This window comes from Variovorax sp. dw_954 (genome assembly GCF_018449755.1).
Classification (GTDB): domain Bacteria; phylum Pseudomonadota; class Gammaproteobacteria; order Burkholderiales; family Burkholderiaceae_C; genus Variovorax.
In genome coordinates this window covers 68,906-92,728 of the sequence record NZ_JAAVVD010000019.1, presented here as the reverse complement: position 1 = coordinate 92,728, position 23,823 = coordinate 68,906, and the positions used below count along the sequence as shown (strand labels likewise).

Genomic DNA, 23,823 nt, shown 5'->3' with positions numbered 1-23,823 from the left:
ATGATGATGACTGACTGGACGGTTGAACGGTGGGCTGTACGCTGGGCGCGTCAAAGCCTCACGCCTTGGCCTTGACGTAGCGCCCGGGCGCCGGCTCGGTGGCCTGGTAGGCCTTGCCTTTGCCGTAGGACTTGGGCGCGGGAATCTGCTTGCCGGCATGGCCCTTGAGCCAGGCCGACCAGTCGGTCCACCAGCTGCCGGGATGCTCGGTGGCGCCTTCCAGCCATTCGGGCTGCGTGGCGGGCAGCTTGCCGTCGTCGCGGATCCAGTGGCTGCGCTTCTTCTTGGCCGGCGGGTTGATCACGCCGGCGATATGGCCTGACGCACCCATGACGAAGCGCTTCTTGCCCTTGAGGATCTGCGTCGAGGCATAGGCGCCGCCGATGGGCACGATGTGGTCTTCGCGCGAGCCGTAGATGTAGACCGGCGCCTGGATGGCGCCCAGGTCGACCTTCTCGCCGCATACGGTGAGCGCGCCCGGCACCTTGAGCTTGTTTTCAAGATAGGTGTTGCGCAGGTACCAGGCATAGAACGGCCCGGGCAGGTTGGTCGCGTCGCTGTTCCAGTAGAGCAGGTCGAACGGCGGCGGCGTCTCGCCCTTCAGGTAGTTGCCCACGACGTAGTTCCAGACCAGGTCGTTGGGCCGCAGGAAGCTGAAGGTGGAGGCCAGGTCGCCGCCGGCCAGCAGGCCGCCGCTGCCCATCTGCATCTCGCGGTACTGCACCATCTGCTCGTCGATGAAGATGTCGAGGATGCCGGTGTCGGTGAAGTCGAGCAGCGTGGTCAGCAGCGTGACCGAGGCGGCGGGCTGCTCGCCGCGCGCGGCCAGCACGGCCAGCGCGGTGCTCAGGAGCGTGCCGCCCACGCAGAAGCCGAGCGTGTTGATCTTCTCGCTGCCGCCGATCTCCTGGGCGAGATGGATCGCCTTGATCACGGCGTCCTCGATGTACTTGTCCCAGGTGGCGGTGCGCAACGACTCGTCAGGGTTGCGCCAGCTCACCACGAACACGCGGTGGCCCTGCTCGTTCGCATAGCGGATCAGCGAGTTCTCCGGCTGCAGGTCGAGGATGTAGAACTTGTTGATGCACGGCGGGACCAGCAGGAAGGGCTTCTCGTAGACCTTGGCATTGAGCGGCTTGTATTCGAGCAGCTGGAACATCTCATTCTCGAACACCACCGCGCCCTCGGTGGTGGCCACGTTGCGGCCGACCTCGAAGGCGCTCTCGTCGGTCATGCTGAGATGCCCGCGCTTGACGTCGCCCAGCAGGTTCTGCAGACCCTTGCCAATGCTCTCGCCGTTGGTGTCGATGGCACGCTTGATGGCTTCGGCATTGAGCGCGATGTAGTTGCTCGGCGCGGAGGCGGCGGCCCACTGCTCGACCGCGAAGCGCAGGCGCGCGCGGGTCTTGGCATCGCCTTCGACGGCTTCGGCCATGCTCATCAGCGTGCGTGCGTTGAGCAGGTACACCGCGGCGGCGAAGCCGGAAAGCGGGTTGCTGCCCCAGGCCTCGCCGGCAAAGCGCCGGTCGCCGCTCGGCGGGCTGGTGAGGCCCTTGCTCCAGAGCTCCGAGGCCTCCGTCACATACTGCTGCTGCAATTCCTGCAGCTTGCCCGGCGAGAGATTGAACTTGGGCAACGCAGGCATGCCGGGCATCGACATGCCGCCGCTGCCGGTCGCCTGGAAGGACTCCAGCGCCTTGTTCCATCCCTGTGTCAGCGCCTTCTGCATCGACGCGAACGCGTCTGCGGTGGCGGCCTCTTGTGTCATGAAGTCTCCTTGATCTGCGCGGTGGCCCAGACGGTTTTTTGAGTATCCTGCAATCGTTGGCGGGCCCTGGTTCGACCGGTTCGATGCCGCAGAACAACGCGGGGTCTTAGCGCGGTCATCCTACATGCCTTCGCCGACTGCTGTCTCCATTTTGACTACATTGACTCGCACCTCCGAATGCGCTTGCAGCGCGCCACCTGAAGGGCGTGCCCCCGGCGGCCCGGCCCCGCTGGCGCCGCGGGCGCCTCCCCGAAGAAGCGCCTCATTTCTCGCCTTACAAGATGGGCCAGTAGGCCCCAACCTGGATTTCCAACACTCATGTTCGTGCACCTGATCGTCATCGGCTGGCTCTACGTCGTCGTGATGATGGCCGTTGCGGAAGCGACCAATACCAATGGCACGGTGCTGGGCGCTATCGTTACTTTTCTGCTGTACGGCCTGGGGCCGGTCGCGCTGGTCGTCTACCTGCTGGGCGCACCGGGCCGGCGCAAGGCCATCAGGGCGCGTGAGATTGCAGAGCAGGAAGCCGCGCGCCATGCGGCGGCGGCGATGGAGGGAGGCGAACCGGCGGGCGCTACCGTGGGGAAGCCAGCGCCCGGCGGCAGCGAGCGCGCAAGTTCAGCTTCGCCAGATGCAGGCGGCGAAGCGTCCGCTGCTGCCGTCCCGCCGGTGCGAAAAGAACTGTAGCGGCTGGCTGACGGTGCACCACGCGTCGGTGCCGTCGTTGCCATGAATGGACAGCGCGCCCGCGGCCAGCAGCCGCCGGCGCGCGAGGCCCGACAGGTCGGCCAGCCACTTGCCCTCGCCGCCCGCGGGCCTGAAGCATGCGGTGCTGGCCGGGTCACGCGCCTCGAAGACGGCCATGACCTCGGGGCCGACCTCGAAAGCCGTCGGCCCGATGCACGGGCCGAGCCAGGCCATGACCTTCTCCCCTTTTCCGAAAGTCGCGAGCGTCGCCTCCAGCACGCCGGCGGCCAGGCCGCGCCAGCCCGCGTGCGCGGCGGCCACCCGGCGGCCTTCGGTGTCGGTGAACAGCACGGGCAGGCAGTCGGCGACCATGACGGTGCAAGCCAGCCCGGGCTCGGCAGTGACGCAGCCGTCGGCGGTCTCCCCGTCGGCGTCGGCTGCATCGAGCCGGCGCACCGCCACGCCATGCACCTGCTGCAGGAACACCGGGCGAACGCCAATCGCGCCCTGCAGCCGACGCCGGTTCTCCGCCACCGCAACGGCATCGTCGCCCACGTGGTCGCCCAAATTCAGGCTCTCGAAGCGCCCCTGCGATACGCCGCCGACCCGTGTCGTGCAGGCGGCCCGTACGCCGGCAGGCGCGGGCCACTGCGGCGCCAGCAGGTCAAGCTTCGGCATCAGGGCAACTCGACGGCTGGGCGCGGCGGAAGGCGTCGAGCTGCATGCAGGTCTGGTAGGCGGCCATGGTGCGCGGCAGGCCGTTCAGGTCGCAATCGAAGCGCTGCGCATTGAAGATCTGCGGCACCAGGCAGCAGTCGGCCATGGTCGGCGTGTCGCCGTAGCAATAGCTGCTGCCGGCCGGCGACTGGGCCAGTTGGCGCTCGAAGGCCTCCAGGCCGACGCGGACCCAATGCCGGTACCAGGCGTTCTTGGCCAGGTCGTCCAGCTTGAGCTCGCGCACCAGGTACTTGAGCACGCGCAGGTTGTTGAGCGGATGGATCTCGCAGGCGATCGTCTCCGACAACGCCCGCACGCGCGCACGACCGACCGGGTCGCGCGGCAGCAGCGGCGGCTCGGGCTGGGTCTCGTCGAGGTATTCCATGATCGCCATCGACTGCGAGAAGCGCTCGCCGTCGTCGTCCAGCATCGGCACCAGCATGTCGGCCGAGATGGCGGCGAAGGGGCCGGTGAGATGGTCGCCGCGCGCGATATGCACGGGGATGTAGTCGTAGGGCAGGCCCTTGAGGTTGAGCGCGATGCGCACGCGGTACGACGCCGATGAACGGAAGTAGTTGTAGAGCTTCATCATCGGCCGAGCATAGCGCCCAAGGCCATCGGGAGGCGAGTGGCCGCGCCCTCTGGCACACTGCCGCTTCCTGTTGAACCTGCAGCGTTGAAGGACGAAATTCCATGGCTTCCGAGTACGTATTCCCCCCTGCGCCTGTCGTGTCGATCCCGGTGGTCGGCAGCGGTGCGCGTTTTCCGGTGCACCGTATCTATTGCGTGGGCCGCAACTACGAAGAGCATGCAAAGGAAATGGGCTTCACCGGCCGCGAGCCGCCGTTCTTCTTCATGAAGCCGGCCGATGCGATCGTCGTGGTGGAAGGCGGCCAGACGGGCAGCGCGGCCTACCCGACCTTGACCAAGAGCCTGCACCATGAGATCGAACTGGTCGTGGCCATCGGCACGGGCGGCAAGAACATCCCCGCCGCCGACGCGATGAAGCACATCTACGGCTATGCGGTGGGCCTGGACATGACGCGGCGCGACCTGCAAGGCGAGATGAAGAAGCAGGGCCGCCCCTGGGAGATCGGCAAGGCCTTCGAGCAAAGCGCGCCGATCGGCCCGATCGTGCCGGTGGCCGATGCCGGCGACGTGCAGAACGCCGAGATCTCGCTGCAGGTGAATGGCGCGGACCGGCAGCGCAGCAATGTGAGCAAGTTGATCTGGAACATTGCCGAGACCATCGAGCAACTGTCGGCCGCGTGGGAACTGGCGCCGGGCGACCTGATCTTTTCGGGCACGCCGGAAGGCGTGGCCGCGGTGGTGAGCGGGGACACGCTGGTCGGGTCTGTCGGCGGCCTGCCATCCCTCACCGTCAAGATCGACTAGCCGATCCATGTTCCCGCGCATCCCCATCAAACACTGCAAGAACTGCGGCACCGCCGTCGTCTATCGCTTGCCGGATGACGGCGACACCAAGCCGCGCGCGGTGTGCCCCAACTGCAATACCGTCCACTACGAGAACCCGCTGAACGTGGTGGGCACGATCCCGGTGCTGGACGACCGGGTGCTGCTGTGCAAGCGCAACATCGAGCCGCGCTGGGGCAAGTGGACCTTGCCGGCCGGGTTCATGGAACTCGACGAAACCACCGCCCAGGGCGCGGCCCGCGAAACGGACGAGGAAGCCGGCGCGGAGTACGAGATGCAGGGCCTGTTCGCCGTGATGAGCGTGGTGCGCGTGGGGCAGGTGCACCTGTTCTATCGCGCCAGGCTGCTGAGCGACAAGTTCAATCCGGGCCACGAGACCATCGAGGCCAGGTTGTTCACCGAAGAAGAAATCCCCTGGGACGAGATCGCCTTTCGCACCGTACGCGAGGCGCTGCAGCATTTCTTCGAGGATCGCCGCAAGGGCAACTTCGACCGGGTGCACACCGTCGACATCGTTTGAGTTTGAGTTTGAGTTCGAAGCCTGTCACACACATGAAAACCCTTTCCCTGATTTCGCTGGCGCTCGCTTCGCTGCTGGGCGTGGCCGCGGGCGCGCACGCCGAGACCGTGGGCGATGTCGATACGGCCTTCAAGCTCATCGGCCCCGACCACAAGATCGTGGTCGAGGCCTATGACGACCCGAAGGTCAACGGCGTCACCTGCTATGTCTCACGCGCCAAGACCGGCGGCGTGTCAGGCGCGCTGGGCCTGGCCGAGGACAAGGCGGAGGCCTCGATCGCCTGTCGCCAGGTCGGGCCGATCAGCTTCAAGGAGGCGCTGCCCAAGCGGGAGGAGGTCTACAGCGAGCGCTTGTCCATCATGTTCAAGCGGCTGCGCGTGGTGCGCATGGTGGATGCCAAGCGCAATGCGTTGGTCTACCTCACCTACTCCGACCTGTTGATCGATGGTTCGCCGAAGAACGCCATCACTGCCGTCGCCGTCGATCGCGGCACGGCGATCCCGGTGAAATAACGCGCGACCGGCGCAGCACTCCATGCCTGCGCCCGGCCAACACCCTCTGCGTGTCCTCTATGGCGCCCTGTGGCGCTTTGCAGCCGGCGTCCGTGGGCGGCTGGTGGGCGCGCTGTCGCTGCTCGGCGGATCGCAACTGATCCGGCTGGCCATGCCCTGGCTGGCGGGCAAGGCCATCAATGCCTTGCAGCAAGGCGAGATCGGCACGGCCACGCGCTGGATCCTGCTGCTGGTGTTTGTCTACCTCGTCTCGTGGGGCCTGCACGGGCCGGGCCGGGTGCTGGAGCGCGACGTGGCCGTGCGCGTGCGCGAGACGCTGGCCGACACGCTCTATGCCCGCATCGCCGCCGCGCCGCTGACCTGGCACGACGCGCACCACTCCGGCGAGTTGCAGCACCGCGTGCACCAGGCCGGCCGCGCGCTGTCCGACTTCGCGCAGAACCAGTTCGTCTACCTCGCGAGCGCGGTGACCTTTGTCGGGCCGCTGGTGGCGCTGATGCTGCTGTCGCGCGCCAGCGGCATGCTGGCGCTGGTGGGCTATGTGCTCATCGGGCTGGTGATCCTGCGCTTCGACCGCGCCTTGATGAAGCTGGCCCGCACCGAGAACGATGCGGACCGTCGCTATGTCGCTGCGCTGCTCGACTTCATCGGCAATGCGTCGACGGTGATCGGCCTACGGCTGCAGGCAGCTTCGCGCGTGTTGCTGCGTCGTCGCATGGCGGCGGTGTCGGTGCCGCTCAAGCGCGCGGCGATGCTCAACGAAGGCAAGTGGGCCGCGGTGGAACTGCTGGGGCTCGGCCTGACCTGGGCGCTGGTGCTGATCTACGTATGGCACGAGCGCGCACCGGGCGAGGCGGTGCAGCTGGGCAATGTGTTCATGATCTACCAGTACGCCCAGCAGGCCGCGGCCGTGGTGGGCTCGATGGCGGCCAACTTCCAGAACTTCGCGCGCATGCACACCGACTACCTGAGCGCCGACCCGCTCTGGGCCGCGCCGGGCGACCCGTCGGATGGCCGCAGCGACACCCCCATCGAGCGTGGCGCCGCATGGCAGCGCATCGCCATCCACAACCTGGCCTGGGGCTATGCCGATGCCGCGCGCGGCGGCGGCTTGCGCGACATGGCGCTGGCCCTGCACCGCGGCGAGCGCATCGCGCTGGTCGGCCCGAGCGGCGGCGGCAAGAGCACGCTGCTGCGCGTGCTGGCCGGACTCTACGTGCCGCAGCACGGCAGCCTGCGGCTCGACGGCCACGTGCAGGACTGGGCCGCGCTGCGCCGCCTGGCCACGCTGATCCCGCAGGAGATCGAGGTGTTCGAGGCCAGCGTGCGCGAGAACCTCACCTTCGGCGAGCCCTGCGAAGAGGCCGCGTTGCAGGCCGCCTTGCATGCCAGCGCCTTCGACGAGGTGCTGGTCGCGATGAAGGGCTCGCTCGACACGCCGCTGACCGAGCGCGGCTTCAACCTCTCCGGCGGGCAGCGGCAGCGCCTGTGCCTGGCGCGCGGCGTGCTCGCGGCTGAAGGCAGTTCGCTGCTGCTGCTCGACGAACCCACCAGTGCGCTCGACGCCGCCACCGAGGCCCGTGTGCTGGAGCGGATCGGTGCGGCTTTCCCCGACGCATGCCTCATCGCGTCGATCCACCGGCTCAGCATGCTGGACCACTTCGACACCGTGGTGCTGATGGAGGCCGGCCGCATCGCCGATGCCGGGCCGCGGGCCGAAGTGTTGCAGCGCCAGCCCCAACTGCGGCACGGATCGAACAGGTAAGAAGAGGTAGTCGCGCCGGGCGGGTGGACGCGAACCACTATATTTCGCTGCTCGCAGCAGCGCGAATGCCACTTTCCAGGGAACGTCGCGCGACGAACAACATACAAACAAGCCATGTCTTTTCCAGCCCTCCTGACCTTCTCATCGCTTTTCCCATCGCTTCGACGCGGGCTCCTCGTCCTCACAATCACCGCCCTCGCCGCTTGTTCCTCCACCCCGCCGCCGCCCGCCAAGGGCAGCCCTCCCGCGCCCGGGACGAGCGGCCCCGCCGCGCCCCCGCCTCCAGCCCCCGCAGCGCCAGCGGCCAAGCCGGCCTTCGTCCGCCCCGCTGCGGGCGAGACGATCGCCAAGTTCAACGGCAAGCAGAACAAGGGCATCGACATTGCCGGCGCACTCGGCGACCCGGTCCTGGCCACGGCCGATGGCCGCATCGTGATCGTCAGCAACGCACTTCGCGGCTACGGCACGATGATCATCATCAAGCACAACGAGACCTACATCTCCGCCTACGCGCACATCGACAAGGCCCTGGTGAAGGAGAACCAGGTGGTGCGGCAGGGCCAGCAGATCGCCGAGATGGGCAAGAGCGGCACGGACCGCGTGAAGCTGCACTTCGAGATCCGCAAGCAGGGCGTGGCGGTGAATCCGCAGCCGTACCTGGACGGCAAGCTGCGATAGCCGCCGACGGCAGGCCGCAGCGACGCCCGGCCGCTCGCAGGCCTCGACACTGCATTCGCCTTCGCGGAGACTACGCGCCGAAGGAGTCTCGAATGCGAGCCATGTCGATTCGCCACCGCCTGCTGTTCTGGGGTGTGCTGGTTGCGGTGCTGACAGCCCTGATCTGGGCGGTGGTGCGCTTCGTGAGCCCCGCGCCGCCGCGCTCGCTCGTCATGAGCACAGGTGTGTCCGACGGCGCCTATCACCACTTCGGCGAGCACTACAAGGAGATCCTGCGGGCCAACGGGATCGCACTCGAATTGCGCACGTCCAGCGGAGGTGTCGAGAACCTGCAGCGCCTCAACGACGGTCAGGTGCAGGTCGGTTTCGTGCAGGGCGGCACCGGGCTGCTGGCGCTCGACTACGACGCGTTGCCCAGCGCCACGCCGTTGCGATCACTGGCCACCGTGGCCTACGAGCCGGTCTGGATATTCACGCACTCGCTGGACCTGTCCAAGGGCCTGGGCGCGCTGGCCGGCAAGCGCACGGCCATCGGCGTACCCGGCAGCGGCAACAACAAGGTGGCGCTGCAATTGCTGTCGGTCTACGGCGTGGTCGCCGGTGGAACGCAGCCCACGGCCGACGGCACGACCTTCATCCAGGACGGCGGCCTGGCCGTGGTCGACATGCTCGCACGCCACCAGATCGACGCTGCCATCATCATCTCCGCCCCGCAGGCGCCCGCCGTGCAAAAGCTGCTGGCCGACAGTTCGATGCATCTGGCTTCGCTGGAGCATGTGCAGGGGCTGGCGCGTCGCTTCCCTTACTTTCGCCCGGTCGTGCTCAAGCGCGGCTCGGTCGACCCCGGGCGCAACCTGCCGCCGCACGACGTCGACCTGCTGGCGACGACTGCCAACCTGGTCGTGCGCGACGAGTTGCATCCGGCCCTCAGCTACCTGTTGCTGGAGGCCGCGCAGCAGGTGCACAAGCTGCCCACCCTGATCAATCGGCCCAACGATTTCCCGAGCCCCGAGGGCACCGACTTTCCGCTGTCGATCGAGGCGGAGCGCTACTTCAAGAACGGCCGCCCGTTCCTGCAGAGCTACCTGCCCTTCTGGGCGGCGAACTATGTGCAGCGGCTGCTGTTGTTGCTCGTTCCGCTGGCCGCGATCCTGGTGCCCCTGGCGCGCGTGCTGCCTGCGATGGTCTCGTGGCGGCGGCAGAGCAAGATCTACCGGCGCTATGGCGAGCTGAAGTTCCTGGAGGCGGACCTGGCGTCACGCCAGCTCGATGACCAGGAACGACGCAATGCGCGGGCGCAGCTGGACCATATCGAGAAGGAAATCGTCCAGTCCAAGTTTCCGCTGGACTTCTCGGACAAGGTCTACACGCTGCGGCAGCATGTGGACTATGTGCGGGCGCAACTGGCGCGGCAATCGGAGGGGCCGGGGTAGCGGCGGCCCCATATCAGCGCCTGGACTCGGCCGACTCCAGCAGTTCGAGGACCGCTGTCTTTCGCTTGTCGGTCTGCTGCTTCGCTTCTGCCGCCCTTGCGAGATCCAGCGGCGTCCGGCCAGCGTCATCCTTCGCGGCTGGATTCGCCTTGTTGTCGAGCAGCAGGCGAACGGCGTCTTCATCCAGCGCGATGGCGGCAAGGTGCAAGGCGGTCCAATGCGGATTGCTTCGGCTTTCACCAGCAGGATTCGCGTCGCGATGGTCTTGCGCATCGATGTCCAGTCCGGCCTTCAGGTAGTGGCTCAAGAGGCGTTGCGCCTCGGCCTTGTCCTCCATGAACGCCACGAATTGGGCACCGGCCGAATGGTTCATTTTGCGGACCTCGGCGACCGTCGGGTGAAGGCGGTAGAGCGCCTGCCTGCAGGGCCACGCGAGGATTGGGCGCTCCACCTCCAGGCAGATCTGCAACTGCATGGCGTCTCGCTTCAAAACGGAATGAGCGAACAGACCCAACGCTGCGCCGCCAGCGAGCAACGCCACGGCGATGCTCCATCGGACGGCAATTCGACGGCTCAAGCCCGCACCATGACGCCAACCGTTCCTCGCGCAAGGTAGAACGGGGGAAGCTTGCGTCCGCTGACCAGGCCATCGCCGAGCAACTCGAACTGGGTACGGTATTGCCGGGCCACTTCGACACACACGGACTCGTAGATCCTGACCTGCTCCAGGTCTTTCCTTGTTGCGTGCTTGAACCAGTGCTTGGCGAACCTCTGCGCGAGTTTTCGACCTGTCTCGGCCAAGCCCTTGCTTGGCATGGCTACGGTTTGCAGCAGCGACTCCATGTACCCCATGGCATAGGAGGCGTCGATTGCCGCGACCAGGATACGTTGAGCGAAGCGCCGGGCTTCAGTGTTGGCGGCGAGCCTGGCGATTGAATCAGCGCGTGACGGCCAGAAGAAGGCCAGGACATCTCGTGTGTCACTCTCGTCCAGGACGATATCTGCATCCGCGAAATCTGGCGGACTGACCAGAACTGTCGAAACCATTGAGTACTCTCCCTGTGTGATGGACCCGTGCCCTTGAAAGCGGGGTGCGCTCGTCGGCGCGACGGAATCCTATCAGGGCAATGACGACGTTCTCGACACGCCTCAACCCTTGGCCCGCACCAGTTTCCCCGTCGAAGACGCCCGCGCGCACAGCCGTCCGTCCTGCGCGAACAGGTCGGCCTCCAGGAACACCACGCTGCGGCCCCAGCGCAGGACGCGCGCCTCGACCTCGAAGGTCGACACGTCGACGCGTTCGAGGAAGGTCACCTTGAGTTCCAGGCTTGCGAGCCCGGCATCGGGTTCGCGCGACATCACCGCAAAGGCCATCGAGCAGTCGAGCCAGGCGGTGATGATGCCGCCCTGAACCACGGTGCCGTTGGTGTGGGCGAACTCGGGTCGGGCGTTGAAGCGCACGCGGGCCATGCCGACTTCGGCATTGCTGTGAAGGAGTTCGGTAAAGCCGATGGCGTGCATCAGGCCGGTGGGAAATTTTTGCTTGTCCATGATGGGGTGGTTGGCGCCGACTGAGAGCGGCCATGCTACGCGGCAGGCCGGGCGGCGACGGACACGATGGCGACTGCGGAGACATTGCATTGGCGGCGGTCGACTGCGCCGGAACCGTGACACCTGCACGGGAACGCGTTTTGCTTCAAGCTCGGCGTGCCGCAACGGCACATGCCAGTTTCCAAAACCCAACCATTTCCCAAGGACGCACAGATGAGCACGATCACGACCGAGGACGGGACCCAGATCTACTACAAGGATTGGGGCACCGGGCAGCCCATCGTCTTCTCGCATGGCTGGCCGTTGTCGGCAGACGACTGGGACGGGCAGATGCTGTATTTCCTCCAGCAAGGCTATCGCGTGATCGCGCACGACCGGCGCGGCCACGGGCGGTCCAGCCAGACATCGGGCGGCAACGAGATGGACACCTATGCAGACGACCTGGCCGCACTGACGGAGGCACTGAACCTCAAGGACGCGATCCACGTCGGCCATTCGACGGGCGGTGGCGAGGTGGCGCGCTACCTCGGCCGGCATGGCACCAAGCGCGTGGCCAAGGGCGTGCTGATCGGCGCGGTGCCGCCGCTCATGCTCAAGACCGCCTCCAACCCCGGTGGCCTGCCGATCGAGGTGTTCGATGGCATCCGTGCCGGCGTCGCGGCCAACCGCGCCGAGATCTATCGCGACTTCACGCTGCCCTTCTATGGCTACAACCGGCCCGGCGCGAAGATCTCCCAAGGCATCCGCGACCATTGGTGGTTCCAGGGAATGATGGGATCGATCCTGGCCCACTACGAATGCGTGAAGGCCTTCTCGGAGACCGACTTCACCGAGGACCTGAAGAAGATCGACGTGCCGATGCTGGTCATGCACGGCGACGACGACCAGATCGTGCCGTACGAGGATGCCGCGCTGTTGTCGGCCAAGCTGCTGAAGAACGCCACGCTGAAGATCTACCCCGGCCTGCCGCACGGGATGTGCGCGACGCATCCGGAGATCATCAATCCGGACTTGCTGGCGTTCTTCAAGTCATAGGATTGCTTCCCCGGAGGTGCATCGGGGCCGGGTTCAATACTTGCCGGCCCCCATGTAGCCGAAGAGGTGCCCGGCTACCTTGCGCATCTGGATCTCCTCCGACCCTTCGGTGATCCGGTAGCGGCGGTGGTGCCGGTAGATGTGCTCGAACGGCTTGTGGCGGGAATAGCCGAGCCCGCCGTGCACCTGCATCGCCCGGTCCGCCGCCTCGCAACACAGGCGGTTGGCCTGGTAGTTGCACATCGAGACCTTGTCGGACAGCCGTTTCTCCACCTCGGGCTTGGGCATCTGGTCCATCTGCCAGGCGGTCTTGCGGATCAGGAGGCGCAGCATCTCGATCTGCGTGGCCAGTTCGACCAGCGGGAACTGGATGCCCTGGTTGCGCGCCAGTTCCTCGCCGAAGGGCTTGCGCTCGCGCGCGTACTTGACGCTTTCGCGCACGCAGTAGTCGGCCGCGCCAAGGCTCGATGCGGCCTGCCGGATGCGGTTCTCGTGCACGAAATGCTGGGCCAGCGCCAGGCCGCCGTCGAGCTTGCCGAGCACCGCTGAATCCGGAACCCACACCTTGGTGAAGCTCACGCGCGGATGATCGGTCGGCATGTTGAAGGTCCAGAGGTACTCCTCGATCTTCACGCCTTCGGCATGCGCCGGCACCAGGAATGCGCTGATGCCGCGGGCCTCGCCGTCGCGACCGCTGGTGCGCGCGAACAGCACGCAGTGCGTGGCGGTGTGCATGCCGGTGGTCCACATCTTCTCGCCGTCGATGCGAAAGCCGGGCTGGCCGTTGCGCACCTCGGGCACGGCGCGCGTCTCCATGTGCGTGGCATCCGATCCATGCTGCGGCTCGGTCAGGCCGAAGGTCAGGCGCACGCGCTCCTCCAGCATGCCCGGGATCAGTTCGTCGCGATGCGCTGGCGAGCAGAGGTCGCGGATGGCCAGCACGAAGGGGTTGTTGGCGACGATGGAATGCTCGTTCTGCAGGTCGTTGTGCAGGCCCAGCCCGCGCGCGGCAAAGTGCTCGCGGATGACGGCCATCCACAGATTGCTGCCATTGCGCCCGCCGAATTCCGCCGGCAGGCCGAAGCGCAGGTGGCCGGCCCGGTCGGCGCGCCGGCGTGCCTCGGCCAGCAGCGCCTCCCATTCGGGGCGCGGCAGGCCGCCGTTGTCAAAGTCGGTGCGGGCCCATTCGCGGCGATGGTCGAAGAAGCGCTCGTTGTCGTCCTGCGCCTGCAGCGGTGCGATCTCGCGGTCGATGAAGTCGTCGAGCTCGGCCAAGTACGCGACGAGGTCGGGGGGCAGGTCGAAGTCCATCTTTTGTCTCTTCTCAGCGTTTGTCGTTGTTGTCGTAGCCGGGCTGGTCGATGGCCAGCTTGTCGCGTGCGGTCTGGCGCAGGTGCTCGGCGAGGCCGGGCGTGGCCAGGGTCATGGCGCCCGATGCAATTCGCGCGCAGAGCAGGCGGTTGGCCTCGGCCAAATCCGCGGGCATGTCCGCGCCGAGCAAGGCGCGCAGGCGGACCCTCTCGCGTGCGTTGGCCTCGGGCGCCAGACTCAGTTCGCGCTGCACGATGTCGAGTGCGTTGGCGGCCACGCGCGCATGGAAGGGCACGGCGGCGCCACCTGTGGACGTCACTACCTGCTCGCGCAGGAAGGCGGCGACGGCCTCGATCAATTCGGCGGCGGAGGGCGGGTCTTGCATCACGCTTCTCCTTCCGGCGCCAGCAGGGCCAGCAGGTCCGACTCGGCCTCCGATGCGCGCCGGCCGATCACGGCCTTCTCGACCTCGCGCTCGCGTCCGCTGCGCCAGGCCTGCAGCATCGTCCCGCAGATGACGCCCCACTTCAGCGAGCCCATGACTTCCCACCAGCGCACGCGCTCGACGTCGATGACGCCGCCCTCGCTGGCATAGCCTTCCAACAGTTGCTCGCGCGTGCCGAATCCGCCCACCGGAAGCTGGCCGTTGCCGAAGCGCCAGGAGCGCACGCACATCCAGCCCAGGTCTTCCATCGGGTCGCCGAGATGCGCGAGTTCCCAATCCAGCACGGCGCGCAGGCCCTCTCCGCCGACGATGAGGTTGCCGTTGCGGAAGTCGCCGTGCACGAGCGCCGGCATGTCCATGTCCGCCGGTGCATGCGCGCGCAGCCACTGGAAGGCGATCTCGAACACCGGGCGCGGCGTGCCATGGCCTCGGTGGATCTCGATCTGAAAGTCCAGTTCGGCGCATGCGTCGGCGCGTCGCAACGGCGGAAGGCCGTTCGTCGGCAGTCGATGGATGCGCGCCAGCGCGGCGCCGCATTGGTAAGCCAGCACGTGGCGCGCGTCGGTGAGGCGGGCCTCGCGCACGATGCGGCGGCCCAGCGTCTCGCCTTCGATGCGATCCATGACGAAGCCATCGCCCAACCCGTCGGATGCGCGCAGGACGTGGCGCACGCCGGGAACCGGCACGCCGCCAGCACGTGCGACCTCGATGAGTTGCGCCTCGGCCGCGAGGCCCGCCGACCCCATGGCGCGTTCGCCCGTGGCGTCGGCTGCGCGGCGCAAGATGAGAGGCCAAGTCTGCGCGCCCGCATCGACTTCAAAAGCCCAGGTCTGTTGGCTTGCCCCGCCGGACAAGCGGCGCACGTCACGCACCGCCGCGCCGCCAGGCACCAGCGTGGCCGCGAGCGCTTGCAGCCCATCCACGACCCGCTTCGACTCATCGCGCACAAGCATCTCCCTCTTCAAACCACGCGCAAGTCAAATCTGTCGAAATCGGCGCGAGGCAAGGCGCAAAGCACAGCCATACAGGCAGTATGGCGAGCATTTGCAACGCCGCATCGCGTCGATTCTCGACAGATTTCAGAGGCGTTCGATGATGGTGACGTTGGCCATGCCGCCTCCCTCGCACATGGTCTGCAAGCCGTAGCGCTTGCCGCGCTGGCCGAGCGCATGCACCAGCGTCGTCATGAGCTTGGTGCCGGACGCGCCGAGCGGGTGCCCCAGCGCAATCGCGCCGCCGTTCACGTTGAGCCGCTCCGGGTCGGCGCCCGTGACCTGCAGCCATGCGAGCGGCACCGGCGCAAAGGCTTCGTTGACCTCGAACAGGTCGATGTCATCGATCTTCAGGCCGGCCTTCTGCAACGCGCGCTGCGTGGCGGGAATCGGCGCCTCCAGCATGATCACCGGGTCATGCCCCATCACGCTCAGGTGGTGGATGCGTGCCAGCGGCTTCACGCCCAGCGCCTTGAGGCCGCGTTCGTTGACCACCATCACGCCGCTGGCGCCATCGCAGATCTGGCTGGCCGTCGCGGCCGTGCAGCGGCCACCTTCGGCGATAAGCTTGACGCTGGCAATGCTCTCCAGCGTCGCCTCATAGCGGATGCCTTCGTCCGCCGTGTGCATCTCGCCGGGCTCGGTGCCATCGGCCATGCGAACGGACACAGGCAGGATCTCCCGCTCGAAGGCGCCCGCGCGGGTCGCCGCAATGGCGCGTTGATGGCTCTGCAGCGCATAGCGGTCAAGCGCTTCCTTCTCCAGGCCGTAGTTCCTGGCGATCATCTCGGCGCCGGTGAACTGGCTGAACTCGACATCGCCATAACGCGCCTTCATGGCGGGACTCATGTAGTGGCCCAGCCCGGCCTTCGCCGCCAACGCGACCGTCATGCCCATCGGCACGCGCGTCATGCTTTCCACGCCGGCGGCGATCACCACGTCCTGGGTTCCCGACATCACGGCCTGCGCCGCGAATTGCAGCGCTTGCTGCGACGAGCCGCATTGGCGATCGACCGAGGTGCCCGGCACCGACTCGGGCAGGCGCGAGGCCAGCACGGCGTTGCGCGCGACGTTCACCGCCTGCTCGCCGCCCTGCATCACGCAACCCATGATGACGTCTTCCACGAGCGCGGGGTCGGCTCCCGTGCGCGCGACCAGCGCGTCGATCACCTGTGCGGCCAGGTCGACCGGGTGCCAGCCGGACAGGCGGCCGTTGCGGCGCCCGCCTGCGGTGCGGACGGCTTCGACGATATAGGCTTCAGGCATGTTGTTTCTCCAGGTTGATTCAAGGGGTCAAAAGACAAAATTCAGAACGCAGAAGTCGCAAAGGTTTCGCAGAAGTCGCAAAAGGACTTCCCAAACTTTTTCTTGGATTTCCTTTTACGTCCTTTGCGTAACCTTCGCGTCCTCTGCGTTCGGCTGTCCGCTTTCTAGCGGGGTGCCATACGGATCGCGCCGTCCAGCCGGACGCTCTCGCCATTCATGTAGCCGGTGGTGATCATGAACTCGGCCAGGGTCGCGTATTCCTCCGGCCGGCCCAGCCGCTTCGGAAACGGCACCGACGCGGCCAGCGCCGCCTTCACGTTGTCCGGCGCGCCTTGCAGCAGCGGCGTGTCGAAGATGCCCGGCAGGATCGTGTTGACCCGGATGCCTTCGCCCATCAGGTCGCGCGCGATCGGCAGCGTCATGCCCACGATCCCTGCTTTCGAAGCAGTGTAGGCCGCCTGCCCCATCTGCCCGTCCTGCGCCGCCACCGAGGCGGTGTTGACGATGGCGCCGCGTTCGCCGTCTTCCAGCATGTCGAGCGTGAGCATGCCGGCGGCCGACTTGGCGATGCAGCGAAACGTGCCGACCAGGTTGATCTGGATGATGCGGTCGAAGTTGGCCAGCGGAAAGTGCTTGATCTCGCCCGAGGTCTTGTCACGGCTCGCCGTCTTCACCGCGTTGCCGGTGCCGGCGCAGTTGACCAGCACGCGCTCCTGGCCATGGGCCGCGCGCGCCTTGACGAAGGCGGCGTCGACCTGCTCCTCGGAAGTCACGTCGACCTTGCAGAACACGCCGCCGATCTCGGCGGCCACGGCCTCGCCCTGGACTTCGTTGAAGTCGAACAGCGCAACCTTCACGCCGCGCTTGGCGAGGCGCCGCGCGGTGGCGGCGCCCAGGCCGGAGGCGCCGCCGGTGACGATGGCTGCAATGGTGGAGTCGAGTTGCATCAGTTGTCCTTGGTTGTCTCTGCGTGGCCGGGTGCGCCGGCATGGTCTCCCAGTCTAGTGAGACGAGGGGGAACCGGCATCGTCCGAATCGACGAATCCGGTCAGGCGAAGCCGGTGCGCGAAGCGTCGGGCCGCTCGCGACAATCGGCAGTTCCCGCTCCGGCGCCGGCCGGATTCACGCGCCAAGATGCGTACCATGCGTCGCTGACGCGCGCGAACGGACCCAGACGGAGGCCGACGATGGAAGAGCACGACATTCAAGCAGCCATTGATCGACATTGGGCTGCATCCGCTGCGGGCGACCAGGTTGCCGAGCACGAGATCTATCACGACGATGCCGTGTGCGAGTACCCGCAATCCGGCGAGGTCATCCGTGGCCGACACAACCTGCAAGCGCTTCGCAGCCATCACCCTGGAAGACCATCGGGATTCGAAGTCCGCAGGATCGTCGGACAGGGCAATTTGTGGGTGACCGAGTACGTGATCACCTACGGGGGCAAAAGGGCTTACACCGTGAGCCTCATGGAATTCCGTGACGGAAAGGTGTCGCACGAGACGCAGTACTTCGCCGATCCCTTCGACGCTCCCCCCTGGCGCGCGCAGTGGGTCGAGCAGTAGGCGCTTGCGGGTAAATTCGACCCCGCGCATGCTGTCTCCCCACCCCACTTCCCCCCGGATCCTCGAAACAAAGCTGAACCCGCCGGCGTTCGCCGTCACACAAGTGGCGCGCCGCGCGATCAGCGACGAGGTCGCCGCGTCCGCGGTCAAGCTGGTGCTGGTGCGCGCGCCGGCCGGCTTCGGCAAGACCACGGCGATGGCGCAGATGCGGGCGCGCATGGAAGCACAAGGCCTGGCGTGCGCCTGGCTCACACTGGACCGCGCCGACAACGACGTCTCGCGCTTTCTCGCATGCCTGGCCGAGGCCGTGCAGCGCCTGGGCGCCGATGAAGCCGATGACGACAGCGGCCCCTTCGATGCGGTGGCCGCGCTGGCTTCGATCGATGCGCCCTTCGCCCTCTTCCTCGATGACTTCGAGGTGGTGCAGGAACCCGCGGTGCTGGGGCTTGTGCGTGAACTCATCGAGCAGCTGCCGCGTCGCGGACACGTGGTCATCGGCTCGCGCGGCCTGCCCGACCTGGGGCTCGGGCGTCTGCGCGCACGCGGCCAATTGCTGGAGATCGACACCGACCGGCTGCGCTTCACGCTCGAGGAAACCAACGCCTTCTTCGGCCAGCGCGCGCTCGACGCACTGCCGCCCGACATGCTCTCGCAACTGCACCGCAAGACCGAGGGCTGGGTCGCGGCGATCTGGCTGGCTTCGATGGCGCTGGAGCGGCATGGGGTGGAGACCGGCTTCGTCGAGCGCTTCTCGGGCTCGGACCGCGCCGTGGCCGACTACCTCGCGGAAGACGTGCTGGCGCACCAGCCGCCGGAGATCCGCGACTTCCTGCTGCGCACCAGCATCCTGCGGCAGCTCGACGCGTCGGTCTGCCAGGCGCTCAATCCGCGCGCCGACAGCGCCGCCCTCCTGGAGCGCCTGGCCGCGTCCAACCTGTTCATCACGCCGGTCACGGGCGAGGGCCGCGCCTGGCGCTATCACAGCCTGTTCGGCGACTTCCTGCGTGCCCGGCTGGCGGCGGAGATGCCCGACGAGATGGCACGGTTGCACCTGGCCGCATCGGCCTGGTACGAATCGCAGGGCCGTCCGGTGCCGGCCATCGACCATGCGATCGAAGGCGGCGACCATCCGCATGCGCTGACGCTGCTCGCGACCTGGGCCGGGCAGTTCCTGGAGCAGGGCCGCATGCGCATGCTGTCGCGCTGGTTCGCGGCCATTCCCGCGCGCCAGTTGCGCGCGCAGCCGATGCTGCAACTGATCGCGCTGTGGGCCGCATGCTTCACCCGCGGCCCGTGGGACGCGATGCGCAAGCTCGAGCAATCGGGCTGCACCGACAGCACCATCGCCGAGGTGCGCGCCGGCGCGCACACGCTCTATCCGCTGCTGCTGGCGATGCAGGACCGCTACGACGAGGCCTACGCAGCCGGCCGCGATGCCCTGGCCCGCCTGCCGACCGGCATCCCCTTCGCCGACAGCGCACTGCTCAACGCCATGGCCAACGTGCTGGCGGTGATGGGCGACCAGCACGAGTCACAGCGCATGCTCGACGCGGCGCGCAGCCGGCAGGGCCACAGCCATTTCAACCGCATGTATTCCGAGTCCCTGGAAGGCCTGCTCGACCTGCAGGGCGGACGGCTGCGGCAGGCCACGGCGCGCTTCCGGATGGCGGTCGATTCCACGCATGCGGTCACCTACAACCACAGCCACGGCAATGCCTGGGCCGGCGTGCTGTATGCGGGCGTGGTCTACGAGGCCAACCAGTTGACGCAGGCCGATCACCTGCTCAACACCTACCTGCCGCTGGCGCGCGACGTGGGCCTGCCCGACCATATGATCCTGAGCCATGTCATGCGATCGCGCATCGCGTTCCATGCGGGCGACATCGACGCGGCCTTCCTCGCGCTGACCGAACTCGAATACCTCGGCCATGAGCGCCAGTTGCCGCGCGTGGTGGCGGGGGCCAAGCTGGAGCGTTCGCGCATCCTGCTGCTGCAGGGCAACGGGCCGGCCGCGCGCGACGAACTCGCGCGCGCGGACGACCCCGCGTTGTGGGCACGCGAACGCCGCCAGCGCCTGCCGGCGCACGACCTCGACTACCTTGCGCTGGCGCAGGCGCGCTGGCAGATCGCGTTCGGCGATGCGCGTGCCGCGCTGTCCACGTTGGATGAGGAGATCCGTTCGGCGAATGAATCCGGCCGCCATCGCCGCGCGCTCAAGCTGCGTGTTCTGCGGGCGCTGGCCTTGCATCGCGCAGGCGATGCGACGGCGGCTGTCGACGAGATGGGCGCCGCGCTGCAGGCCGCGAGCCAGGAGGGCTTCATGCGCCTGATCCTGGACGAAGGTCCGGCCGTCGGCGCGCTGATCCAGAGCCATGCCGCTGCAACGCGGGCGCAGGCCGCGCACGGCGATCCGATCCTCGCGGACTACCTCCAGCGCCTGCTCCAGGCCATGGGCCCGATGGCGCCGCGCGACATCGAAGCGCCCGCGCCGGGCGCCGAACTTGCCGAGCCGCTCACCCGCAAGGAAATCCACGTGCTGCAACTGCTGGCCGAGGGCTATTCGAACGGCGCGATGGCGGAGAAGCTCTTCGTCTCCGACAGCACCGTGCGCACGCACCTGCGCAACATCAACATGAAGCTGGACGCGAAGAGCCGAACACAGGCGGTGGCGATTGCGCGGAAGGTGGGCGTGATCCGGTAACGAGGGGCGCGCTCAGCCCGCGGCGAAGCGCGCCAGGCGCCCGCCGATGATCTCCTCGGCTTCGCGCATGATGCGGTCGATCAACTGCTTGACGGTCGGCACATCGCTGATCAGGCCGGCCACCATGCCGCACGACCATGCGCCGGCATCCATCGCGCCTTCCTTCATGATCTTCGGATAGACACCGGCGACCTCGTCGATGATGTCCTCGAACTTCAGCGCGGCACCCAGCGTCTTTTCCTTCTCGATCAGGCGATCGACCGCGTCGTTGCGGAGCACGCGCTCGGTGTTGCGCAGCGAGCGCATCACGAGTCGGGTGTCGAGTTCACTTGCGGCCACGATGGCCTGCTTGACGTTCTCGTGCACGGGCGCCTCCTGCGTCGCGATGAAGCGCGTGCCCATGTTCATGCCCTCGGCGCCCAGCGCGAGCGCGGCGACCAGCGAGCGGCCATCCGCCATGCCACCCGAGGCGACGAACGGGATCTTCAATGCCTCGGCCGCGCGCGGCAACAGGATGAAGTTGGGCACGTCGTCCTCGCCCGGATGGCCGCCGCATTCGAAGCCGTCGACGCTGACGGCATCGCAGCCGATCGACTCGGCCTTCAGCGAGTGGCGCACCGATGTGCACTTGTGGATCACCTTGATGCCCGCCTCGTGCAGCGCAGGCAGCCACTTCTGTGGATTGTTGCCAGCCGTCTCGACGGCCTTGATGCCGCCGTCGATGATGGCGCGGATGTAGCCGGGGTAATCGGGCGACGTCACGGTGGGAAGGAAGGTGAGATTCACGCCGAAGGGCTTGTCCGTCATCTCGCGGCAGCGCGCGATTTCCTGCGCGAGCAACTCCGGCGTGCGCTGCGTCAGGCCGGTGATGATGCCGAGGCCGCCGGCGTTGGACACGGCCGCCGCGAGTTCGGCAAAGCCGACGTAGTGCATGCCGCCCTGGATGATGGGATGCTCGATGCCGAAGAGTTCAGTGATGCGGGTCTTCATGAAGGTCGTGTCTCGCTGGGATGTGTGAATGTGTGAATGTGTGAATGTGTGAGATGGGCGGCGCGACGGACGCGCGACCCACGAGCGTAGCGCCGCGAAATCCGGAATCGGGGTCTCCGATGTGACGCGACGGCAGCACATTGAGAAACCGAGGCCCTGCGCGGCAGAAGGTCGCGCTACGCCTCGCAGGATCGATACCGCATCGGCGTCACGCCAATCGCCGCGCCAGGTGCGCCCGCAGCATTGCCAAGTCGATCTGGTAGGTGCCGTCCTCCTTGTGCACGGCGAATCCGAGGCGGTTGTTGATCGACAGCATGGCCGCGTTGACCACGGCGTTGTGCGTGAGCACCGTCCTCACGCCCGGGTCGCTCGCGCGCACGAGTTCCAGCATGCGTGCCTTGACGGCCTTGGCCAGTCCGTGGCCGCGCCATGGCCGCGCTACCGCGGTGAGCTGCTGGTACAGGCGGTCCGGGAAGCGCGCGTCCCAGGTCGCGTCGCACATGGCGGCGACCCTCTGCTCCCCATCGCGCAGCAGCACGAGGAAGTGGTCACCGCCGCGGCGGTCGAGGTCCGCGTACCAGCTTTCGTAGTCCTTCATCTCGTAGCGTATGCGGGGGATGTCCAGCCTGCCGAGCGGCTGGTCGTTGATCAGCTCGGTGAAGGGGTCCATCAGCGGGGCCAGGGTTTGCATCGGCACGCGTCCGCCGTGCACTTCCCAATGCAGGCCCGCAGCGGCAAGCCCGGCCGGCCGGGCCCAGCGCGCCAGCATCTCCCAGTCCAGCCGATCGAAGGGCGAGCGGTTCTCGAACATGCGCAACTTGCAGGTGGCGCCGATGCCTGCCATCCACACATGCGAATCAGGCAGGTGGGCCTTGGCGGTGGCCGTGTGCTTGCCATGGACTTCCATGAAATCGACCAAGCCCGCCAGCAGCGCCCGGCCCACGCCGCGCCGGCGCAGCGCCTGCGAGACCCCGCCGGCAACGTCCACGTAGCCGGCATGGTCCTCGCTGCCGGGGGAACCGGCGCGACGATAGTTCAGCACCATGATTCCCGCGATCGCGTCGTCGTGCACGGCGAGCACGCGTCGTGTCTCCACGAGCGGGCGGATGACACGAAGCTCGGATTCGAAATCCGCATCGGACATCACGGGCTCGCCGGGGAAGTCCTCCTGGCTGCGCAGGCGACGGAATGCATGCAGCGCCTGCCACTGCGATGCGCTGGCCTCTCGTGGTTCGAAGGGACGAAGTTCTACCTTGGCCGAATGGCCGGAAAAATAAGACATGAGTGCCTTGAGTGTTCGATGCCGAAAACGTCGCGGGCAATGCCGCGACGACTTGGAGGGCGACTCAGGCGGTAGGGGAGCGCGGGGCCAGGCGTGAAGACGCCGTGGCTATGTGGTCAACGCTCGCGAATCCACCGGATGAGCGCGGAGGTGGGGTGATGTGCGTCTGCCATGGGATACCTCCGTGCGGTGGATTGGGGGGAGGTGGATGCTATCAAGGGCCTGCGCGTTCCACGACAGGGAATGCGCCAGTCACGCCGGGTTTGTCCCCGAGCCGCGAAGTCATCCCACGGCCGATACTGCGCGCCGAAACGCTGCGCCACACGCGTCGCACCTCTCGCACCCCTGTCGATCCAAAAGGAAACACCGATGACGGCCCGCAATCGCAGATCCATGATGCAACTGACCACCGCCGCGGCTTTGGGCGCGCTATCCGGCTGCGCCACGAGCCCAGGCGCCGGTGCTGGTGGCAAGCCGATGTTCGCGGTGGCCGGCGCCACCATTCCGGTCGTCGGCAGCGAGCAGGTCTTCCCTGTCCGGCGGGTGTATTGCATCGGTCGAAACTATGCGGCCCATGCCATCGAGCGCGGATCCGATCCGAACCGCGAGCCGCCCTTCTTCTTCCAGAAGCCGACGGACGCGGTGCAACTGGTTCCGATGGGCGCGACCATCGACCATCCCTACCCGCCGCTCACGAAGAACTACCACTACGAAGTGGAACTCGTCGCCGCGCTGAACAAGGGCGGTCGCAACATTCCGCCCGAGAAGGCGCTCGACTGCGTGTATGCCTATGCGGTCGGCCTCGACATGACGCGGCGCGACCTGCAGAACGCCATGGCCAACGAGAAGAAGCCCTGGGAGATCGGCAAGTCCTTCGACCACTCGGCGGTGGTGAGCCACCTGCATCCGGTGAGCCGCACCGGGCACTTCGACAAGGGCGCGATCTGGCTCAAGGTCAACGGCCAGGTGAAGCAGTCGAGCGACCTGTCGAAGATGATCTGGAACGTGGCGGAGCAGATCGCGAAGCTGTCGGAGTCGAGCGAGTTGTTCCCGGGGGACATCATCTATTCGGGGACGCCGGAGAACGTCGGGCCGGTGGTGAAGGGCGATGTGATGACGGGGCACATCGATGGGCTGTACGACATCAACGTCCGGGTCGTGTGATCCGACT

At 67.0% G+C, this 23,823-nt stretch carries 24 protein-coding genes; 11 read left to right on the top strand and 13 right to left on the bottom strand.

The genetic code is table 11. The features are described from left to right. Nucleotides 1-58 precede the first annotated feature (58 nt). Nucleotides 59-1,768: a class I poly(R)-hydroxyalkanoic acid synthase gene (gene phaC / locus HB681_RS25860; protein ID WP_213957735.1), complete on the bottom strand. Its 1,710-nt coding sequence runs from the start codon at nt 1,766-1,768 to the stop codon at nt 59-61. Nucleotides 1,769-2,086: 318 nt separating this feature from the next. Here phaC and HB681_RS25855 point away from each other — a divergent pair, with 318 nt between their 5' ends. Continuing rightward, nucleotides 2,087-2,455 carry a hypothetical protein gene (locus HB681_RS25855; protein ID WP_213957734.1) on the top strand — a complete coding sequence of 123 codons (369 nt, stop codon included), beginning with the start codon at nt 2,087-2,089 and terminating at the stop codon, nt 2,453-2,455. Here the strand turns inward: HB681_RS25855 and pgeF are convergent. Further along, complete coding sequence (gene pgeF, locus HB681_RS25850) at nt 2,387-3,133, bottom strand: peptidoglycan editing factor PgeF (RefSeq protein WP_213957733.1); 747 nt, start codon at nt 3,131-3,133, stop codon at nt 2,387-2,389. The genes HB681_RS25855 and pgeF overlap by 69 nt on opposite strands. Beyond that, a complete protein-coding gene (maiA, locus tag HB681_RS25845; RefSeq protein ID WP_213957792.1) occupies nt 3,120-3,761 on the bottom strand; it encodes a maleylacetoacetate isomerase in 642 nt (213 codons plus the stop codon). The genes pgeF and maiA overlap by 14 nt, the downstream gene beginning before the upstream one ends. A 104-nt stretch (nt 3,762-3,865) precedes the next feature. On the opposite strand from maiA, the gene HB681_RS25840 reads away from it, so the two are divergent. The 6 genes from HB681_RS25840 (at nt 3,866) to HB681_RS25815 (ending at nt 9,514) form a co-directional block, all read left to right on the top strand. After that, the gene (locus tag HB681_RS25840; protein ID WP_213957732.1) at nt 3,866-4,567 is read left to right on the top strand and encodes a fumarylacetoacetate hydrolase family protein; all 702 of its coding nucleotides are present in this window, start codon (nt 3,866-3,868) and stop codon (nt 4,565-4,567) included. A gap of 7 nt (nt 4,568-4,574) precedes the next feature. After that, nucleotides 4,575-5,126, top strand: a complete 552-nt coding sequence (locus HB681_RS25835; protein ID WP_213957731.1) for an NUDIX hydrolase — start codon at nt 4,575-4,577, stop codon at nt 5,124-5,126. A gap of 32 nt (nt 5,127-5,158) precedes the next feature. Beyond that, a complete protein-coding gene (locus HB681_RS25830) occupies nt 5,159-5,638 on the top strand; it encodes a CreA family protein (protein ID WP_213957730.1) in 480 nt (159 codons plus the stop codon). A 22-nt stretch (nt 5,639-5,660) separates the two neighbouring features. Beyond that, entirely contained in the window at nt 5,661-7,403 is a 1,743-nt protein-coding gene (locus HB681_RS25825) for an ABC transporter ATP-binding protein (RefSeq protein ID WP_213957729.1), read from the top strand. A gap of 114 nt (nt 7,404-7,517) precedes the next feature. Then, nucleotides 7,518-8,081 carry a peptidoglycan DD-metalloendopeptidase family protein gene (locus HB681_RS25820; RefSeq protein ID WP_213957728.1) on the top strand — a complete coding sequence of 188 codons (564 nt, stop codon included), beginning with the start codon at nt 7,518-7,520 and terminating at the stop codon, nt 8,079-8,081. Nucleotides 8,082-8,173: 92 nt separating this feature from the next. Beyond that, nucleotides 8,174-9,514 carry a TAXI family TRAP transporter solute-binding subunit gene (locus tag HB681_RS25815; protein WP_213957727.1) on the top strand — a complete coding sequence of 447 codons (1,341 nt, stop codon included), beginning with the start codon at nt 8,174-8,176 and terminating at the stop codon, nt 9,512-9,514. A 13-nt stretch (nt 9,515-9,527) separates the two neighbouring features. On the opposite strand, the gene HB681_RS25810 is transcribed toward HB681_RS25815, so the two are convergent. The 3 genes from HB681_RS25810 to HB681_RS25800 form a co-directional block, all read right to left on the bottom strand. Continuing rightward, complete coding sequence (locus tag HB681_RS25810) at nt 9,528-9,989, bottom strand: ankyrin repeat domain-containing protein (protein ID WP_213957726.1); 462 nt, start codon at nt 9,987-9,989, stop codon at nt 9,528-9,530. A 98-nt stretch (nt 9,990-10,087) separates the two neighbouring features. Beyond that, complete coding sequence (locus HB681_RS25805) at nt 10,088-10,561, bottom strand: hypothetical protein (RefSeq protein WP_213957725.1); 474 nt, start codon at nt 10,559-10,561, stop codon at nt 10,088-10,090. Between the two features lie 102 nt (nt 10,562-10,663). Beyond that, nucleotides 10,664-11,065: a PaaI family thioesterase gene (locus HB681_RS25800; protein WP_213957724.1), complete on the bottom strand. Its 402-nt coding sequence runs from the start codon at nt 11,063-11,065 to the stop codon at nt 10,664-10,666. Between the two features lie 213 nt (nt 11,066-11,278). Here HB681_RS25800 and HB681_RS25795 point away from each other — a divergent pair, with 213 nt between their 5' ends. Next, complete coding sequence (locus HB681_RS25795; RefSeq protein ID WP_213957723.1) at nt 11,279-12,100, top strand: alpha/beta hydrolase; 822 nt, start codon at nt 11,279-11,281, stop codon at nt 12,098-12,100. Between the two features lie 33 nt (nt 12,101-12,133). On the opposite strand, the gene HB681_RS25790 is transcribed toward HB681_RS25795, so the two are convergent. From HB681_RS25790 to HB681_RS25770, 5 genes are all read right to left on the bottom strand, one after another. Further along, nucleotides 12,134-13,411: an acyl-CoA dehydrogenase family protein gene (locus tag HB681_RS25790; protein WP_213957722.1), complete on the bottom strand. Its 1,278-nt coding sequence runs from the start codon at nt 13,409-13,411 to the stop codon at nt 12,134-12,136. Between the two features lie 13 nt (nt 13,412-13,424). Further along, a complete protein-coding gene (locus tag HB681_RS25785; protein WP_213957721.1) occupies nt 13,425-13,796 on the bottom strand; it encodes a DUF6285 domain-containing protein in 372 nt (123 codons plus the stop codon). Next, nucleotides 13,796-14,809, bottom strand: coding sequence for a phosphotransferase family protein (locus HB681_RS25780; RefSeq protein WP_213957720.1), 1,014 nt, complete (start codon nt 14,807-14,809; stop codon nt 13,796-13,798). Before HB681_RS25780 ends, HB681_RS25785 begins: the two co-directional genes overlap by 1 nt. A gap of 126 nt (nt 14,810-14,935) precedes the next feature. Further along, nucleotides 14,936-16,114 (bottom strand): acetyl-CoA C-acetyltransferase, encoded by a 1,179-nt coding sequence (locus HB681_RS25775; protein WP_213957719.1) that lies wholly within the window; start codon nt 16,112-16,114, stop codon nt 14,936-14,938. Between the two features lie 164 nt (nt 16,115-16,278). Beyond that, nucleotides 16,279-17,061: an SDR family NAD(P)-dependent oxidoreductase gene (locus tag HB681_RS25770; protein WP_213957718.1), complete on the bottom strand. Its 783-nt coding sequence runs from the start codon at nt 17,059-17,061 to the stop codon at nt 16,279-16,281. A gap of 240 nt (nt 17,062-17,301) precedes the next feature. Here HB681_RS25770 and HB681_RS25765 point away from each other — a divergent pair, with 240 nt between their 5' ends. Both HB681_RS25765 and HB681_RS25760 read left to right on the top strand, forming a co-directional pair. Continuing rightward, nucleotides 17,302-17,679: a nuclear transport factor 2 family protein gene (locus tag HB681_RS25765; RefSeq protein ID WP_213957717.1), complete on the top strand. Its 378-nt coding sequence runs from the start codon at nt 17,302-17,304 to the stop codon at nt 17,677-17,679. A gap of 28 nt (nt 17,680-17,707) precedes the next feature. Beyond that, on the top strand, nt 17,708-20,380 hold the full coding sequence (locus HB681_RS25760; RefSeq protein ID WP_213957716.1) for a LuxR C-terminal-related transcriptional regulator: 2,673 nt from the start codon (nt 17,708-17,710) through the stop codon (nt 20,378-20,380). 12 nt (nt 20,381-20,392) lie between these two features. Here the strand turns inward: HB681_RS25760 and HB681_RS25755 are convergent, their stop codons facing one another. Together HB681_RS25755 and HB681_RS25750 are read right to left on the bottom strand one after the other, a co-directional pair. Next, a complete protein-coding gene (locus tag HB681_RS25755) occupies nt 20,393-21,370 on the bottom strand; it encodes a nitronate monooxygenase family protein (RefSeq protein WP_213957715.1) in 978 nt (325 codons plus the stop codon). A 208-nt stretch (nt 21,371-21,578) separates the two neighbouring features. Then, the gene (locus tag HB681_RS25750) at nt 21,579-22,652 is read right to left on the bottom strand and encodes a GNAT family N-acetyltransferase (protein ID WP_213957714.1); all 1,074 of its coding nucleotides are present in this window, start codon (nt 22,650-22,652) and stop codon (nt 21,579-21,581) included. 369 nt (nt 22,653-23,021) lie between these two features. On the opposite strand from HB681_RS25750, the gene HB681_RS25745 reads away from it, so the two are divergent. Further along, complete coding sequence (locus tag HB681_RS25745; RefSeq protein ID WP_213957713.1) at nt 23,022-23,816, top strand: fumarylacetoacetate hydrolase family protein; 795 nt, start codon at nt 23,022-23,024, stop codon at nt 23,814-23,816. Nucleotides 23,817-23,823 lie beyond the last annotated feature (7 nt).

What these genes read in the sequence shown, in the direction of transcription:
- phaC (WP_213957735.1), bottom strand. Translation starts at nt 1,768, where the DNA reads ATGACACAAGAGGCCGCCACCGCAGACGCGTTCGCGTCGATGCAGAAG.
- HB681_RS25855 (WP_213957734.1), top strand. Translation starts at nt 2,087, where the DNA reads ATGTTCGTGCACCTGATCGTCATCGGCTGGCTCTACGTCGTCGTGATG.
- pgeF (WP_213957733.1), bottom strand. Translation starts at nt 3,133, where the DNA reads ATGCCGAAGCTTGACCTGCTGGCGCCGCAGTGGCCCGCGCCTGCCGGC.
- maiA (WP_213957792.1), bottom strand. Translation starts at nt 3,761, where the DNA reads ATGAAGCTCTACAACTACTTCCGTTCATCGGCGTCGTACCGCGTGCGC.
- HB681_RS25840 (WP_213957732.1), top strand. Translation starts at nt 3,866, where the DNA reads ATGGCTTCCGAGTACGTATTCCCCCCTGCGCCTGTCGTGTCGATCCCG.
- HB681_RS25835 (WP_213957731.1), top strand. Translation starts at nt 4,575, where the DNA reads ATGTTCCCGCGCATCCCCATCAAACACTGCAAGAACTGCGGCACCGCC.
- HB681_RS25830 (WP_213957730.1), top strand. Translation starts at nt 5,159, where the DNA reads ATGAAAACCCTTTCCCTGATTTCGCTGGCGCTCGCTTCGCTGCTGGGC.
- HB681_RS25825 (WP_213957729.1), top strand. Translation starts at nt 5,661, where the DNA reads ATGCCTGCGCCCGGCCAACACCCTCTGCGTGTCCTCTATGGCGCCCTG.
- HB681_RS25820 (WP_213957728.1), top strand. Translation starts at nt 7,518, where the DNA reads ATGTCTTTTCCAGCCCTCCTGACCTTCTCATCGCTTTTCCCATCGCTT.
- HB681_RS25815 (WP_213957727.1), top strand. Translation starts at nt 8,174, where the DNA reads ATGCGAGCCATGTCGATTCGCCACCGCCTGCTGTTCTGGGGTGTGCTG.
- HB681_RS25810 (WP_213957726.1), bottom strand. Translation starts at nt 9,989, where the DNA reads ATGCAGTTGCAGATCTGCCTGGAGGTGGAGCGCCCAATCCTCGCGTGG.
- HB681_RS25805 (WP_213957725.1), bottom strand. Translation starts at nt 10,561, where the DNA reads ATGGTTTCGACAGTTCTGGTCAGTCCGCCAGATTTCGCGGATGCAGAT.
- HB681_RS25800 (WP_213957724.1), bottom strand. Translation starts at nt 11,065, where the DNA reads ATGGACAAGCAAAAATTTCCCACCGGCCTGATGCACGCCATCGGCTTT.
- HB681_RS25795 (WP_213957723.1), top strand. Translation starts at nt 11,279, where the DNA reads ATGAGCACGATCACGACCGAGGACGGGACCCAGATCTACTACAAGGAT.
- HB681_RS25790 (WP_213957722.1), bottom strand. Translation starts at nt 13,411, where the DNA reads ATGGACTTCGACCTGCCCCCCGACCTCGTCGCGTACTTGGCCGAGCTC.
- HB681_RS25785 (WP_213957721.1), bottom strand. Translation starts at nt 13,796, where the DNA reads ATGCAAGACCCGCCCTCCGCCGCCGAATTGATCGAGGCCGTCGCCGCC.
- HB681_RS25780 (WP_213957720.1), bottom strand. Translation starts at nt 14,809, where the DNA reads ATGCTTGTGCGCGATGAGTCGAAGCGGGTCGTGGATGGGCTGCAAGCG.
- HB681_RS25775 (WP_213957719.1), bottom strand. Translation starts at nt 16,114, where the DNA reads ATGCCTGAAGCCTATATCGTCGAAGCCGTCCGCACCGCAGGCGGGCGC.
- HB681_RS25770 (WP_213957718.1), bottom strand. Translation starts at nt 17,061, where the DNA reads ATGCAACTCGACTCCACCATTGCAGCCATCGTCACCGGCGGCGCCTCC.
- HB681_RS25765 (WP_213957717.1), top strand. Translation starts at nt 17,302, where the DNA reads ATGGAAGAGCACGACATTCAAGCAGCCATTGATCGACATTGGGCTGCA.
- HB681_RS25760 (WP_213957716.1), top strand. Translation starts at nt 17,708, where the DNA reads ATGCTGTCTCCCCACCCCACTTCCCCCCGGATCCTCGAAACAAAGCTG.
- HB681_RS25755 (WP_213957715.1), bottom strand. Translation starts at nt 21,370, where the DNA reads ATGAAGACCCGCATCACTGAACTCTTCGGCATCGAGCATCCCATCATC.
- HB681_RS25750 (WP_213957714.1), bottom strand. Translation starts at nt 22,652, where the DNA reads ATGTCTTATTTTTCCGGCCATTCGGCCAAGGTAGAACTTCGTCCCTTC.
- HB681_RS25745 (WP_213957713.1), top strand. Translation starts at nt 23,022, where the DNA reads ATGACGGCCCGCAATCGCAGATCCATGATGCAACTGACCACCGCCGCG.